This is a genomic window from Gramella sp. AN32 (genome assembly GCF_023718305.1).
Taxonomy (GTDB): domain Bacteria; phylum Bacteroidota; class Bacteroidia; order Flavobacteriales; family Flavobacteriaceae; genus Christiangramia; species Christiangramia antarctica.
Genome location: NZ_QEYO01000014.1, coordinates 100,160 through 116,109, shown reverse-complemented (window position 1 = coordinate 116,109; position 15,950 = coordinate 100,160). Strand labels below are relative to the sequence as shown.

Below are 15,950 nucleotides of genomic sequence, written 5' to 3'. Positions count from 1 at the left end.
ATTTATTTAAAATTAACGAAGGATCACTCTATGAACCTCAGGTGCTCTGTCAGTTCTTACCCTTACAAAATAAACTCCGGGAATGAACTTAGTACAATCGACGCTAAAAGTGTTTCCTTTGAAATTCATTCCGGTCTCAACAGAATGTACTAATGTTCCATTGCTATTAAAAATTTCTATGATAGCCCCATTGGTAAGGTTTCTCCCAAATTCTATGGTAAATAAACCATTGGAGGGATTGGGTGAAATTTTTGTTAGTTTTTCCCTTGCCGGTGTATCCATGGCATTGTTGGGGGTATCATAATTACTCGATATCATGGGGATTTCCAAACTTAGATAATCATACATGACATGATCTGCGCCTCCTTCACTGCGCCCCTGTGCAAGGCTTATGGTATTGCCCTTCTTTTTTAAAAGGGAAGACGGGAATTTAACTTCATACACACTATATTTCGCATGTATCCCCTCCCGAAGAAGGGCATTTCCACGATCATGACTTGGGTAAAAACGCTCTACAAAAGTTTCCTCATTATTTATGAATACTTCCATCCTGGCATAGTGGGCGCCTGCAAAAGCTATGGTCAAAGTAGCCTCTTCATCGGCCATGGCTCCTTTTACATCAAAATTCACATTCCATTTCCAGGTATCCCAGCTATCACCTTGTTTGTAACCATTATGGGCATAATTCCAATCTTTTGACCAGTCACTTTCATCTATGGTATATTCCAATGGATTTGAAAAATCATCTGAAAAGGTTTCCCAAAGAAATCCCTGAAAATATTCCTTACCATGGAAAAACTCTTCAGCTGTTCGATCGGGGATCCCTATTTCCCAAATTAAAGATCCTTTTTCCCGTGGGATGTTCCAGGTAACCCCTCCCAGATTTGTGGTTTGTGCTGCAGAAACCTGTACATTTTCCAATTTATACTCCCTAACAGCTCCTTCAGAAAAAGCATATAGTGTATAATTACCAGGTCTTACATCGGGAATTTCAAACTTTCCAGAGGCATCTGCTTTCACCCAGTATTGATAATTTTTGGATTCAAACTGCCAGTTGCCCCCTGGCTCATGCTGTGCTAACCCAATCATGGCACCGCCACCTGTAACATCAGGCTTATAAGGGTCGTTGATGGAAAAAACACCACTCACCGTGCCCCTGCCTGCGGCCATTGGGTATTCCGGGGTATTTGTCAACCAATCATAAGGCCATTTGGCTTTTTCTTCATCGGCCTGACTTTTGGCATCATCCCAAAGTGCCCCAACACTCCCCTTGCCATCATTAAGGTAAAGTTTGTAAGGTCCATAAATCTTGCTCCATTCTTCTCCAGCTTCCAGATAGGTGCTACTCCCGTTGTAGTGGTTCATTCCAAAATGCACATGGATAATCCCAGTTGCAGCACTCAAATCCTGCTTGGTAGGCCCATCATTAAAATAATCATATCCACCAAACACCAACCAAGATCCTATATCATTCTTTTGGCTGGCATGGCCATAGGTACCAATATCCCAATATTCTACATTATAATCGTATTTACTATCATATTTACCGGCCCTTACACCAGTATTTATTTTGATGATTTCTGCTATACTCGTGGAAGTGGCATTGGCATAATCATATGAATTGGGCATTTCCCAATGTCTTAAGGAATCTACACAAATGTATTCTACCTGGTCCTGATCTAATTTCCAGACCATTCTCCATTCACTAAATCCAGTAGCGGGATAGTTCTCAGGATGGCTCAAAATTGCGTAGGTATACACCCCTTGCCCGTCACGCTCCAATACATAATGGATATCTATATCTACAGCTTGCGACCTCTTGCCCGGTTCCCAATAACTTTTTAAAGATATATCCACAAAATCATCGGAAAGCTCTTTTACAGAAAAAATACTACCGGAAGGCTGGGTATAATTTGACCCCCCATCCATACTAAAATAAATATCATTAGACATCTCCCGCCCTTTTAATAAATAGGAAGTAATATGAGCGTCATCCTTATCGATTTCTGCGTGTACATAATCGTTTTCAAGAACGATAGTATTTGGTGATTCTTTCAATAAGCTATTCGGATCCTGATAAATAGAAACTACTGTCCTATCGTCCTGGGCATTATAAGTCCAGGAAATTTTGTCAAAGTTCCTTTCCGGAACAATAACCCCCTCCTGCACCCAGGCTTCTACCTCAGTTTGTATATCCCCTTTTAACCTTAACTGGGCCGAGCCTCTTAAGATAACTTTTCCCGAGCCCACAATAAACCATTCCCCAGGTTCCAGAATACCGTCTTCTATATAAATCGTTCCATTTCCGCCTTCCCCATAGCCTAAATAAACGTTCTGCTTGGTGTAAAGCGCCCCACCAAGAATATCCACACGGCCTGTACCATTTTTACCAATAAATGCACTGGACCTTATATTGAGTTCCCGGCCTTTGTTCACGATCACATTGCCGTTTAACTGGTCACTGCCCCAGGTCATTAATAATCCCTCTACCGTTAACTCTCCTCCTTCAAGGGTATTTACGCTGCTAAACCTATTTCTATTTGTATTTCCTGTAAAAACAGGTTGATAGGGGGTTCCAGCCCCAATTTGTAGGGTATAATTGGCACCGGGGTCATCTTCAGGTGCCCAGTTTCCAGCATTCCAGAAATTGGAATCTACAGCTCCTTTCCATGTCAACTCCTGTGCCTGAAATAAAAAAGGTAGCATAATCATTAAAAGGCCGATACCTACCTTTTTTGAAGTGTAAAAATTTCTCATCAATAATTGGATTTTGATTAAAAAATTATTCAATATTCTTACCCCCTCAAGCAGGAGTAAATAATTAACTTTCAAAAAATATTTTTTATGAATTGAAGAGCATTTCAGTCTTCAAATTGCCAGATCATTTATTGACCTGTTTCTTTCTCCTTGTTTTATCACACCAAAAGACCTGAAAGCTTTTTAGTAAATTTGATTATAAAAGATCAGTTAATCCATATAAAGCTACGGGAGTCAAAATGCTTAGCCATCCTGTAATGTCCTGCTCTGCACTGAAGTAATTCATTTAATGCGAACAGATTAGACATTAAATATTAAACAGCCAGAAAACAGTATTGGCTTCATTAAACTTAAAAGGAGCGGAAGATTCAGATTTTATGGAGATTTATTTAAATCCAAATTAACTTCTTTGTTTCTATGCGTAGTTATTTCTCCATTCTTATATTCAAGTTCTGCCACCTGTATAGAACTTCTCCTGGTTTCATAATTATCAATCCCATTATTTTCCGGGGTTCTTCCAGGATGAGTGAAATAAAAGATAAAAGCCCGGTCCCCCTTCACCACAACATCTGGGTGGCCTCCTTTTACTTTGTCATCATTTCCGGTGCCAGGATTTTGTAGAATATTGTTTTCCTGCTTTTTCCAATTTTCAAAATCTTCCGAAGAATAGACGCTTAATCCATCCCAGCTATCGAAAATAAGCCAGTTTTTATTTTTCCATCGAAATATTTTTGCACCTTCCCCACTTTCCTCAATTACCTTTTTTCCGCTATCATTCCAATGATATAAATCTGAACTATCTGCATAGTAAATGGACTTGTTGTCATTTTCATTGTTGTAGTACATCCTCCATCTCCCATCTGGTAATTTAAAAACACTGGCATCTATTACTCTTTCCGAAGATAAATCCAGTGTAGACTTATAGTACCAGTTTAAGAGATCTTCACTGGTAAAATGTACAATATCGCGTGGATGGTACCAGTCCTCAAATATTCCGGGGACTATGGAAAGGTACATATGATAAGTGCCCTTATGCGTTATAACCTCTGGAGCCCAAAAGGTGGATTCTGAATCTTTCAGAAAAGGATAATTTATATTCGCAGTTTCCCGGTACTTCCAGGTTGCCCCTCCATCTGAAGACTCCGCAATACCAATTTTAGTACCATGAACCCAGCTTACCCCAGATAGGGTATCGGCTTTAGCCCGCCGATTGGTATAGAACATAAAATGTTTCTGTTCGCTGGGGTTCCATATTATTACCGGATCTGCAGCCCCATCAAAAACAGGATCCCTGAAGAGGGGTTTATCGGCAATATTTTGGTCCTGATCTGTTTGCGCCATGACGGGCCCACAAATAAACATTGCGCAACAAGTTAAAAGCAGGAACGTTTTCCTGGTTATATTTTGTTTGTTCCTTTTTCTGAAAGTGAGCCTATAATCCATAATCTTTGGTTATTTATTCTGTTATAATCTGGTCTTTGAGTGCTTCGCAATTTTGTAATTCAATATTACGCGAATTCTTCAACTTCAGGATGGGCGCATTTTCCGCTTTTTGGGCATCCACATTATGTAGTTCTGCACCTTTCACATCCTCAAAAATTAGCGCTGGCCTCACTTCCTCTCCCAGATAATAAATATTAATGTCATGCATTTCTATATTTTCAGCATGCCTTACAAAGAAACCATAAGAAGGCATTATCCCCATTTTTGCGGGTTCAGGATAAGTATCTATATGTTCCGGCACCACTTTTTGAATTTGCGTCTTTGCTGAATCCAAAGCTTTATACCAGATGTTGATATTGCTGAACCTTACATCTTTAATATCATGTCCGGGAATACCGCTAACAATACTGGAGAAATGTGAATCGGCATTATAAACATTGATGTTGCTAATATTGATCCTTCTAAGTTCACCTACAGCAATATTTTCCGGACCCCTCATTCGACCTGCTAGTCTGAGAAAAAAGGGGGAATTGGTAAGGTCCCGCATGGTAATATTACTTATGGTAACATCTTCTAACAATCCGCCATCAACCGTTTCGAGTGCAAGACCGCGAGACCGATCAAAAACACAATTGCTAATGCTGATGTTTTTAAATCCGCCATTAGATTCTGTGCCAAATTTAATTCTGCCTGTAGGACCTTCCTGATCAGGAACCAAATGGCCTTCCTCTGTTTTAAAGGTGCCATCTATGAGCGTACCCACGTCATAACCGGACACCTGGCAATTGGTAATGGTTACATTTTCCGTAGCTCTCGCATAACCCAAAGCGAACGAACTTTTTAATACAATTGCGTCATCATTGGGAGAGTTGACTGTGCAGTTAGAGATTCTTACGTTTTTACAAACATCCACATCTATCCCGTCCCTATTGGTATCAATTTTTAGATTGTCAATGGTAAAATTATCGACTCCGGTTGCCAGGATCCCAAAATGACCGCCTTTTAAAATGGTGAAATTTTTCAGGGTAACATTTTTGCAAAGTTTAAGGGCAATGGTTTTATTGCCCCCGCCTTCCCACATAAGGTTTCCTGCGGGAATACCTTTTTCTTCCCACTTTTCATAGTCATAAAAACCCCGACTCAAATTCTCACCGAGAATGGTTCCGGGACCTGAAATTGTAATATTATTAAGATTCTCACCCCAAATAAGGCTGTTGCGCCAGTAACTATGTCCATAATCCTGAAACTTATTCCCAGCTCCTTCTCCGGGATCATCATAGCTTCCACCATCATTTTTTCCCGCTGCCTTTAAAACAGCACCGGCTTCCAGATAGAGGTGGATATTGCTTTTTAATCTAATGGAATAACTAAGATAAGTACCTGCCGGAAAGTAAACCATTCCACCGCCATCCTCTGCCGCAGCTACAATAGCTTTATTAATAGCTTCTGTATCCAGCGTTTTACCATCTCCTGCAGCACCGTAATCTTTGATATTATATTTTTCTGTGGCTAAACTCAGAGCCGATGTAAGCACCAGCAAAAGGCAAAGGAAATAATGTTTTATGTTTTGAGGTATTTTTCTGCTTATATTCATTCAGGATCTTTTAAATATTTATCGATTGGGAAACTTATGCCATAATCTTATTTACTCCATATGGAAAACTTTTTTCAATGGCTTTTCAACTGGAGAACTGTCAGGATTAGTTTCCATAATGTCGGCCATATATTTCCACCATCTTCGCAAGACAGGCTCTTCAGAAAGGTTATCTACATCTGCATTTGCTTTTAATTTTTGAACCGCAAAAAGTGTCCGAGTTTCTTCATCTAAAAATATACTGTAATCATAAATTCCCCTTTCGGAAAGAAGCCTACTCAATTCCGGCCAGATTTCATCGTGTCGTTTCTTATATTCTTCTTCAAAACCGGGTAGGAGTTTCATTTTAAAAGCTTTGGATTCCATACTATAAATTTAAATTTTATTCGGATAATTTCTTTGCAGCCACTCCTCCGGCACGGGAACAATTACAATATTCATTGACCGGTCATCTTCTGAAAGCATAGCCGATTGAATTTGAATTTTGGTTCCATCGGGTTTAAAGGTGGGATGCAAATGATCTGCCGCCGTTTGCTTGTGTCCGGTAGTAAGCATTTTCATTTCTCTGCTATTCCTGTCTATCAGGTACAGGCTTCTGGAAAAGTCATCGCCCACAGCCCAACGTCCATCCGGGGAACCGTGTACATGCCAGAGTCCGCTCCCATTGGAGGTTTGGCCGGCAATGATCATTTCCCTTGTACGGAGGTTCACTATGGCAAGACCTGTAGGTTTTTTACGTGTTCCGGAAGGTCCCCAGCTCGTTTCCTGCCCCGGATTTTCCGGATCTCTAACCGCAGTACTTTTAGCTGCTTCTTCAAGGGGTTGTTCTTCAATATCAACATCTCTATGGCCCATAATTGCCATGGCTACTTCATCTTTAGAGATTACTGCCTCATGCGTTACCCACTCATAATCAGCTTCAGGATAGAGCGGTCGTAAACCGCTGCCATCTGTCATTACCGTCCAGGTTCTTTGGGGTGATTTACCACCAGTCTCCCAGGAAAACACTATTTCTCCCGGATTCCATGTATTGGACTGAATGTGACCTACCTGAAAAGGCACGGAAACCACGTGTTGAATTTCGCCGGTATTAACGTTCATTTTTGCAATCCCACCCGGGCCGGCGCCCATATTCCGCGGGCCAAAATCACCTTTAATTTCAATCCCAGGATCCAAATGTTTGGCAGCCTCCTCTTTTCCAATCCGGAAATAAACCCATTCCTCTCCCGCATCTAGGGCCATATCGCCACCGGCCCCAATTTCTGTCGGCGTGACCCCAACAACTCTTTGATACTTATTGGCAGGTTTCATCTTCCCAGCTTCACTATCTTGGAAAAGTTTGGCAAGGTCAGTTTCAATTACCTCCAGAGAGCGGTTACTCCGCCAATCTCCTTCAGCAGTAGCAGCAATGTTCCTCATATAATATAATTTCATCGAATTTTGTGCAATATTCAGCATGCCGGTGTATCCACCTTCTGTAACCTGTACAATCTGCCCGGTTTCTTCATTTACCGCCATAGCTTCCCCTTTCACCCTGTTGGAACGAAAAATAACCCACTCCCCATCTGCCGTCCATTGCGGGTGAGTAGGATAAATTTTAGAATCTCCCCCCGGGGTGCTGGTAAGGAAGATTAATTCTGTACCCGTTACCGGATCTTTAATTACTTTTTTTTCAGAAGGAAAACGTTTCCCTATTTGTGCGGATGCCGGGAGAATGGTAATTACTGCAATAACCGTAATAACAGCTAAACTGAAGTTGAATTTCATTTCTATTGAATTAATTATAATTAGTCTACCATTGTTATTCAATGGATTTATTTTCGGGAAAAAACTTTCTGCTGAAAAGCCGCCATTTTAAAGTGTTTTCCAGTTGGCTCTGTTGTAGGCCAACCATCCTGTGTTATGTATAAAGGTGCAATATTAAGAAGTGAATCACCATCAGCAGAACGGGTATAGGCATGATAAACAATGTAGGCTATCCCTTCTTCAACGAAAAAACCGTTATGACCCCTACCCGGTTCTTTATGATCTCCTTTCAGAAAAACTGTATAATTATTATCCAACCAGCTCTCTCCATCCTTATTCAGGTAAGGCCCTTCAAGATTTTGGGATCTTCCCATTACTACCTGATAATTACTATCAAGACCTTTACAACAAATTCCCCTGGAAGCAAAAATGTAGTAATATTCAAGTCCTTTAATGACAAAAACACCTTCTCCGAGCGATGTGGTGATAATAGTGATTTCAGGAGGATTGTTTTTGAGATGTCCTGTTTGTGGATTCAATTCAACCATTCGTAAACCTGCCTGATAGGAACCGTAAAGGAGCCATACCTTGCCGTTTTCTGCAACATACACGTTGGGATCTATAACATTTACTCCCTCTCCGCCATTTCTAAAGCTAATTACCTGCCCATTATCCACCCATCTATAGTCCGGGTCATCAGAATCAAGAGTGGTGTTTGTAGCATAACCAATACTGGAATTAAAGTTCATCCACGCAGAAACGGAATAATATAAATGGTATTTCCCATTACGATAATGAATATCGGGAGCCCATAAATGGCCATCTTGTTCAGGGATATCCTTTTTATGCCAAGCCGGTAAAGAAACAGAATCAAAGACGCTTCCTGTCCTTTTCCAATGAATCATATCTTCAGAATATTTCATAGTTACTCCCTGTCCTGTAGAAAAAATATAATAGGTGCTGTCCTGTTTTATCATTACAGGGTCATGCACCCGTAATTCTCCCTTTAAATGAAGAGCACCATTCTTTTCCTGAGCCTGATTCGTTAAGAAAATGAGACAGACAGAAAAAGCAGTTAAATAACATTTAAAGGTCATTAAGTTGTCTTTAAAATTAAAAACTTTGAAATTCTATCCTTTTACTTTAAGCTGAAGAGAACTATCATTTATTTCGAAATCATTGTTTTTTAATAGCAAAATCATTTCAGCACCCGCAAGAAGTACAGGGCCGTAACCATGAGCTGCATATTTATTTATAGGCCGGTAGTAGTAAAAAGCCGGATCGAAGCCCATGCCTGTTCCAACACAAGTACCTTCTACCTGTCCCTGTTCATTCACTTTTGTCGAAACGGCATTCCATGCTAAAATTGCCATTGGTGAATAGGACATTTTATCAATATATCCCCGATTAATAGCTCGTAAAATAGCATATGCAAAAATTGCTGTAGCTGATGTTTCAAGATAAGTATCATTTCTATCGATAAGTTGATGCCAAAAACCAGTACCATCCTGATATTTGGACAACCCTTTTATATGTGCCTGTAATTGTTTTAACACATCTTCATAACCCGGATGGTTTTCCGGTAATACTTCAAGAAGCTCTACCATTGCCATTACAGCCCATCCATTAGCTCTAGCCCAGTGGTACTGGGGTCTTTCTTCCATTTCCTGAACCCAGCCATGCATATAAAGTCCTTTTTCTTTATTAAACATTCTGAAAGAAAATTGCTTTACCTGCTTAACAGCATCATCAAAATATTTTTTATTTTCGGTACGCTTACCCATCTGTGCAAGCGCGGGAATACTCATAAATAAATCGTCCAGCCACAACGTATTATTCTGCGGTCTATTTCTTGCAAGTGTCCCATCTTTCAACCGGAACTGATCATTACTTATATAATCGATAAAATTTTCTATAACAGGATCCAATTTTGCGTCCAAACCATCTCTTTGCGCTTTGATCATAGCTGCACAAATAGCACCTGCATCATCCAGAGCACTGGGATGCAAAACTGAATGAACGGGTGATTTTTTATAAGACTTCCCGCGATGCTGATTGGCAATCTCAGCTATTAATTTTAGCCTTTTATTGGTATATTCCTTAAAATAATTTTCTCCAGTAGCCTGAGAAGCCAGTAGCATTCCTGCATAAGTAACGCCCCATTCATAACTTGTTAATCTAAAAGAAGCTGGTGCAAAAGCTATATTAGCATCAAGATTTTTGAAGTTTTTGACTGCGGTGCTATCTTTCGAATTAATTATATCCGCAGGAGTTGATTGATCTAAAAAATTATAAACCCTGTCCAAAACATTTTTAACCTCGCTTATTTCCGGCGCCTTATATGGCGTAGGGTATGCAGGTTTTAAAAGATGTAGAGGGGTAGTTGCATCATTGATTTGAGCTGCTACTTTACTTACTGAAATAATAGAAAAACCTAGTATAATGAGCAGGAGTCGGTTAAAAACCATAGGAAGAAGATTTAGTTTAATTAATTACTAAATTTAAAAAGATAAAAGTTTAAATGTATCCCGCCCTATCCTGTAAAGAATTATTTTACAACTACATCCCAAACTTTAGATCTCCTTGAGTTTCCAAAAGGACCAGAAACTTTCAAGACTACAATATACTTTCCTCGTTCTTTATAAATATGGATGGGATTTTTTTTATTTGAAGTTGTTCCATCACCAAAATCCCATTCCAGAGATGTTATTTCCCCTTTGGACTCGTCAAGAAAAGCAACTTCTCTATTTTTCATATCAATAATTTCAAATGACCAATCGGCCTCTAATTTTGGATAAAATTCGGGTTCCAGAGGCATTAATTTAAAGGATAATGCGTAAGAAGCATCCCCATACATGGTATGCTCCTTCGAAAGATTCCAAAATCCATTATTCGAAGGATTATTCACATTATCATAATCAATAACAGCCCATGACAAACTCACTTTTTTATTTTCTTCTAAAATAGATTCTACGGCTCTTACCGGGCCTTCGTGACCTGCATAGTCAAATGGCGTAATCCAAAATTCAAGAGTGAGCTTCCCGGATTCTCCGGGTTGAAAATCGTAGTTATAAGCTGCATTAGAAAAAGGAAGCTCTTTAATCCATGGCTGACTGCCCCATACCAAAGTCCAGTCTTTTCCCTGTGCCGGAGTAAAAATATGGTAATTCTGGGCATGCACTCCATGAAATGAAAAAAAAGCATCTAAAGAATCTAATTGTTTATTTGGATGAAAACGATCAATGAAAGGTCCTCCCGACTGGTCTCCGTCTACAATAAGTTCGAAGGTGTCATTATGTAAGCCGGATAATGAAAAATCCCAATAATCATCATAGGCTTCATATAAAAAATAGAGCCTATTCAGTCCCTTTACCCATCCAACTTTTACCTGCACATATAAATTGGTGGAATCCACTTTCTCATGCTTTCCACTATCTTCCCAAAGTTGATCCATGCCAATAATGTAGCTTTCCGGAACCATTTGCCAGTCATTTGTATTTCCATCTATCCTCGGAATTTGATCTTTCGGAAATTGAAAAATTTTAAAACTTCGGCTTTCCTGTGCATTTGTCATAAAAAAAATGAGAAGAAATAAACCAGCAGTTAAAAATAGCTGTGTTTTATTTTTCATAGTTGAATATCTCTGCCTATTCTTAAAATTCATTCTTCTACCTTGTAAATCTTAAAATCATCTATTTCCTGATGGGATTCAACGGTTCTAAACCCAAAATATCCTTCAGTAAGCGGTTCATTATCTTCATATGAAAAATATTCATTGTCATCTACAAAAACTTTAGTGGTTCCTTTAAATACAAGAATCTGAATTAAATATGTCTTATTAGCCTCTAATAAATGAGTCTTACCGGTAAGATCATAAATTAGATTTCGCTCTCCATTACCAGGATATTTTCTAAACCTTGTAGTTGTATTGCGATTACCGCCAATTCCCGCGTAATACATTCTCACCGAATCGTATTCCCCGAAAGAACCTGACCGCGTAAATAGATTAGAGTTAGTCATATCCTGAGCCATCCAGAATTGATTAAGATCAGACAATCGGTCATTTTCACCTCCCCTGATAATCACTTTACGGTGATATTCGATAAGGATATTATTCTCAATTTTCTGCCGGGACCATATCGTAGCCCCGCCAGCGACATTTACATCCATCTTTCCTTCAATAATCGAAATCTCCGAATTTGGTCTTTGTTCCTTTTCAATTATCCAGCTAGAAAGATCTTTATTGAAATCGTCTTTATATAATAGTTTTTCTTTTTTTATCTTTTGATTTCCTAATTCAAGAATTCCTGATGATTTACATGAACTAATTCCAAAAATTAGAAATATTAGTATGATTTTTTTTAAATCAACATTCATCTTATTGAATTACTATTTCTATAGCTGAAGATAATTGGTTTGCAGTTTTAATTACATATTGTCTAAAAAATTCGGGGTCTGCAAATTTCTTCTCCTGGCTTAACTCCCAGCCTGCGATTACGTAATAACTTACAGGTTTTGAATTTTTAATACTTAGTTTTGCAAGATAAGAGTCTGTTAATTTGCCATTTTTTAGTGCATCCATATATCCTTGATAACTATCCTTAGGAAGAATTAGAGCAAGACCTAAAATCCATTCTCGTTCATAAGTTTGATGATCATGCGTAATTATAGCAACCCAGTCATCATTAACTTCTATTTCACTAACAGGATTCTGATTATTAATATTAACAAGACCCACTGCAAGCATTTCATTAGCTTTTAATCCGGTGATGTTAACCGTATTTTTAAATCCATAAATTCCAGGCCATATCGTAGTAGTCTCTTTTACATTATAAGTGTTTCCTGCTATTTCCCAATTCTTATAATCATAACTTAAAACCGATTTAACAGGCCCTTCCTCCTCAATTTTAAAATGAGTAGTTGCAACATTGCTTACCGTATCTGTCACCAAAGCACCCAGCCTTCTCACGGTATCATTTACAATGAGACCGAATCCACCAACGCCCACAGAATTACCAACAGATAGAATATCCCTTCCCCAGTCTTCCATCACATGATAGTTGTCCTCTACCGCACCTGTGTCATTTATTCCCACATCTTCTGGTGAAATATTTGAACTTCGTTTACCAAAAATATCTTTAGAATAACGTCCATCCAGATATTGTCTAAATCCTACTTTATCATTTTCCCAGGTGGGTCCATCAGTTTGATATTTCTGAAAGCCCTGTTTTGCAGGCATGTCATTTTTTGTTAAAACCTCTTCCGTAGCTGGTGCAACTGTGTCGCTTTCTGTTTTTCTTTTTCCGAATCTAACACTTGTTCGTTTAGTGTATTCAGGATTTTTACTTTTTTCAGTCCATTTTAAATCTAACTCTTTAGATTCGTTAGGCGCAAAATCTGCAACCAGGAATATCTGGTTCCAAACCCCATCAATATCTGTATCGGAAACCTGAAGCGGATAAATATCATCACCTGAAGTTAAAACAGGATATTTTGTGGAATCTTCTATTTTTAGTTTTGATCTTTCAATTATTACTGGCTTATCAAAAAGTGAATCGGAGGAGCTATTTTTTAAGATTACTTTTTTTGAAAACGATTTTTCAGTATTCTCATTTTCTCTCTTACACTGTATAAATAGTATAGAAGAAAGTAGAACTATGGATATTACTAATTTTTTCATATTATAGGAAAATTATTAATTATTCAGATTCTTTAAATCGAGGGTGATTTTCCGGAATTTGATCTCCTGCAAACTCTAAAAGTTCGATGGCATTTAACGCCCATTGTGCAGTATTATTAGTAGATACTCCATCAACCTCATCTATAGTCTCCAGACTTTCTAAATTACTAAAAGATCTAGAATTGAAAGTCGTGTATCCACCCCAGGCATTATCACGTAAAAATGTATCCCATGCTCTTTTTGCATATTTTTTATCCCCTGTTTTGCTATAATAATAAGCCGCCATCCTTGAATACCAAGGTCCTGGATCACCCAGGTTAACCTCTCTGCCAAACTCCTGTTTAATTTCACTTAATGGTGCTGCATAAAATTTACTGAACTGAAGCCATAATTTATCCCATTCATGACTCTCCAGTAATGGTGTTAATTCATAAGATATTTCCGGGCCCCCCATTAAAACCGATAAATGTAAAAATCCTATGTCATCTTCTTGAAGTCTATACAACTTAAAGGTTTTAGGATCATACCCAAATGCGGCATCTTTTGCCGAAAACATTCCATAAGGCATTTCAGCAAGGCTTTTTACTCCTGCCATAATACGGTTTTTATACTTTTCGTCTCCCGTGCGCTCCCATTGCGTCATCCAGTTTCCAACAAGAGCTAACCAATCAGGACCCACCCTTGCATGTGTAGGATATTGGCTCTTTTCCATAATTAACCTTACCGGGTCAAGTTTTCCTATCGCATTATTTGAAGCTTCAGCTGATGCTTCCATAAGATCACCTGTACGCTCGTCTGTAGTTAAATAATAATAGAACCGGCCCAGGGCGGCCTGCGCTATTCGTACTTCTTTAGCTCCCCCTCCCCAGTGTAATACATTGTGTCTCGAACCAAATCCTTCAAAAGGACCTGAATGGTAAACATCTACCTCACCAGTATGGCGTGTCATGGCCTCGGCCATTCGAAAAACATCTTCCTCACCAGTTCTTAAATACTGATACCAAAGCCACATATTAGGCATTAATTCAGTATTATCCCAGGCATAACCGCCCATATCATATTTCCATTCGTGACGGTCACTATCATAACCATGCATCACATCACCATAATCCCAGAACCCATACCAGTTTCGTTGTTCAACCTGAGACTTGTAAAAATCAATAGACTTTTGAAGCTGTTCTTCAATCCACTTTTTACCCTTAGTAGAGGTATCAGGCAAACTCCATGCGCCAAAAACTTCTATCCCATGAAGATACTCAGGCGAAGCAGTAAGGAGCGGAGGATTCGTACCTATATTTGCTAATTCATTCAGTTTCTTTAAAGATGGAACATCAGGACTTGCATTAATATAAATCTCGCTTGTCCGGCCAATTCCTTCCGGGGTACTATGCCCAGGTTGAGCATCTTCGTAACTTGCTTCAAGGGAATGTCCCCATGCAAGCGTGTCATACGGTCTTAAATCCATCGCTGGCCCTTCAGGAGACCATAGCCATGCCTTAATTTCCGCTTTCTCAGTTTTGGCATTATTAACTTCTAGTTTTCCAGGATAAGACTGCCAGAAATTTCGAATGGTCATAGCTATACCACCTGATACGTCTCCTGCAAATACCAGCCCTTGGGACCTTTTACCTGATCCAGCATCAATCCATGTACTTTGATCGTTTGTTCTTTTTTTTATTTCGAAACCTTCCGCATTACTCTGTACTAATTTAAAATCGTTCCAGGATGCCCAGTGATCTAATAAGAATTGTTTTCGATCTGAAAATTCAGTTCTATTAGGCAAACGTTTGGCATTTAGCTGTTCTTCATATAGGTTAGTACTATCTTTATAAAGTTTAATCCTCCCATTTACAGGCTGTACCGGTTCATCCCAAAAACCACCGTCTTTATCTCCTGAAAATCTTATATGTCTATTATGAATTTCTTCATTCATTGGAATTTCAAAACTTACAGCAAGACCTTTGATAAAATCCTCATATTGATTTCCATCATAAATAAAGGTGTGAACCATTTTGGCTTGTTCTAACCCCCAATAAAAATATAATCTTAGACTAAAAGATAGCCAGCCCTGAGAGCCTTCTTTAACGTGCTTACCTTGAATTTTAATTACAGCCCTAACGGGACCATTCTGTTCAACGGTTACTGAAGAAATTTCACCTATAAATTTAGTGAGTTCCGGGCGATTTCCAATTTCTAGATCTGGCCCGTCTTGTTTTATACAAATCAGTTTACCTCCTGAACTAATTTCCTCTCCATTCACTGAAATAGACTCAATTATTTTATTGCCGGTTTTTGGAATAACAAATTCAGCTTTTCCAGTATCAATGGTGATGGATATTGAATCTTCTGATAAACGAAGCGTATCATTATTTGCATTACGTGAACGATTACCAGTACGTTGCAATTTTAAACCTTTGTTTTCTGGCTTGATCACAGATGCAAAACCTACCCACTTAATTGACCCTTCCGGCCAATAGGCCATATTCCAAAATTGTAGGGGAAGTGCATTCCCTTGTGAATCTGTAAGACTGAATTTACTATTAGACTGTACTTCTCCACGGTTAAAAGGAATTCCCCAACTAACACCAGTTGTTATGGAAGGTTTTTTATCTCCCAACCAATGCAAATCTATATCTGGATCATTCTGAGCCATTAAAACGGTACCACAGGATAACAAAATCAAGAATAAAAAATAGCTTAATTGTTTTTTCATGGTTTGTTTTAATTAGG

11 protein-coding genes are annotated in these 15,950 nt (G+C 38.8%); all 11 read right to left on the bottom strand.

Going from position 1 to position 15,950, the window contains the following annotated elements:
• Positions 1–12: 12 nt before the first annotated feature.
• A complete protein-coding gene (locus DHD80_RS14605) occupies positions 13–2,757 on the bottom strand; it encodes a polysaccharide lyase family protein (RefSeq protein WP_251742195.1) in 2,745 nt (914 codons plus the stop codon).
• A gap of 375 nt (positions 2,758–3,132) precedes the next feature.
• Entirely contained in the window at positions 3,133–4,119 is a 987-nt protein-coding gene (locus tag DHD80_RS14600; RefSeq protein ID WP_251742194.1) for an exo-alpha-sialidase, read from the bottom strand.
• A gap of 94 nt (positions 4,120–4,213) precedes the next feature.
• Positions 4,214–5,794: a glycoside hydrolase family 28 protein gene (locus DHD80_RS14595; RefSeq protein WP_279347053.1), complete on the bottom strand. Its 1,581-nt coding sequence runs from the start codon at positions 5,792–5,794 to the stop codon at positions 4,214–4,216.
• 51 nt (positions 5,795–5,845) lie between these two features.
• Positions 5,846–6,139, bottom strand: a complete 294-nt coding sequence (gene rhaM, locus DHD80_RS14590) for an L-rhamnose mutarotase (RefSeq protein ID WP_251742193.1) — start codon at positions 6,137–6,139, stop codon at positions 5,846–5,848.
• Positions 6,140–6,169: 30 nt separating this feature from the next.
• On the bottom strand, positions 6,170–7,561 hold the full coding sequence (locus DHD80_RS14585) for a hypothetical protein (protein ID WP_251742192.1): 1,392 nt from the start codon (positions 7,559–7,561) through the stop codon (positions 6,170–6,172).
• A 47-nt stretch (positions 7,562–7,608) separates the two neighbouring features.
• Positions 7,609–8,637, bottom strand: coding sequence for an arabinan endo-1,5-alpha-L-arabinosidase (locus DHD80_RS14580; RefSeq protein WP_251742191.1), 1,029 nt, complete (start codon positions 8,635–8,637; stop codon positions 7,609–7,611).
• Between the two features lie 33 nt (positions 8,638–8,670).
• Entirely contained in the window at positions 8,671–10,008 is a 1,338-nt protein-coding gene (locus DHD80_RS14575; RefSeq protein WP_251742190.1) for a glycoside hydrolase family 88 protein, read from the bottom strand.
• An 80-nt stretch (positions 10,009–10,088) separates the two neighbouring features.
• Positions 10,089–11,171 carry a PKD domain-containing protein gene (locus DHD80_RS14570; protein WP_251742189.1) on the bottom strand — a complete coding sequence of 361 codons (1,083 nt, stop codon included), beginning with the start codon at positions 11,169–11,171 and terminating at the stop codon, positions 10,089–10,091.
• A 29-nt stretch (positions 11,172–11,200) separates the two neighbouring features.
• Positions 11,201–11,917 carry a DUF6250 domain-containing protein gene (locus DHD80_RS14565; RefSeq protein ID WP_251742188.1) on the bottom strand — a complete coding sequence of 239 codons (717 nt, stop codon included), beginning with the start codon at positions 11,915–11,917 and terminating at the stop codon, positions 11,201–11,203.
• A gap of 1 nt (position 11,918) precedes the next feature.
• Positions 11,919–13,220, bottom strand: coding sequence for a DUF4861 domain-containing protein (locus DHD80_RS14560; protein ID WP_251742187.1), 1,302 nt, complete (start codon positions 13,218–13,220; stop codon positions 11,919–11,921).
• A 19-nt stretch (positions 13,221–13,239) separates the two neighbouring features.
• Positions 13,240–15,933 carry a hypothetical protein gene (locus DHD80_RS14555; RefSeq protein ID WP_251742186.1) on the bottom strand — a complete coding sequence of 898 codons (2,694 nt, stop codon included), beginning with the start codon at positions 15,931–15,933 and terminating at the stop codon, positions 13,240–13,242.
• Positions 15,934–15,950 lie beyond the last annotated feature (17 nt).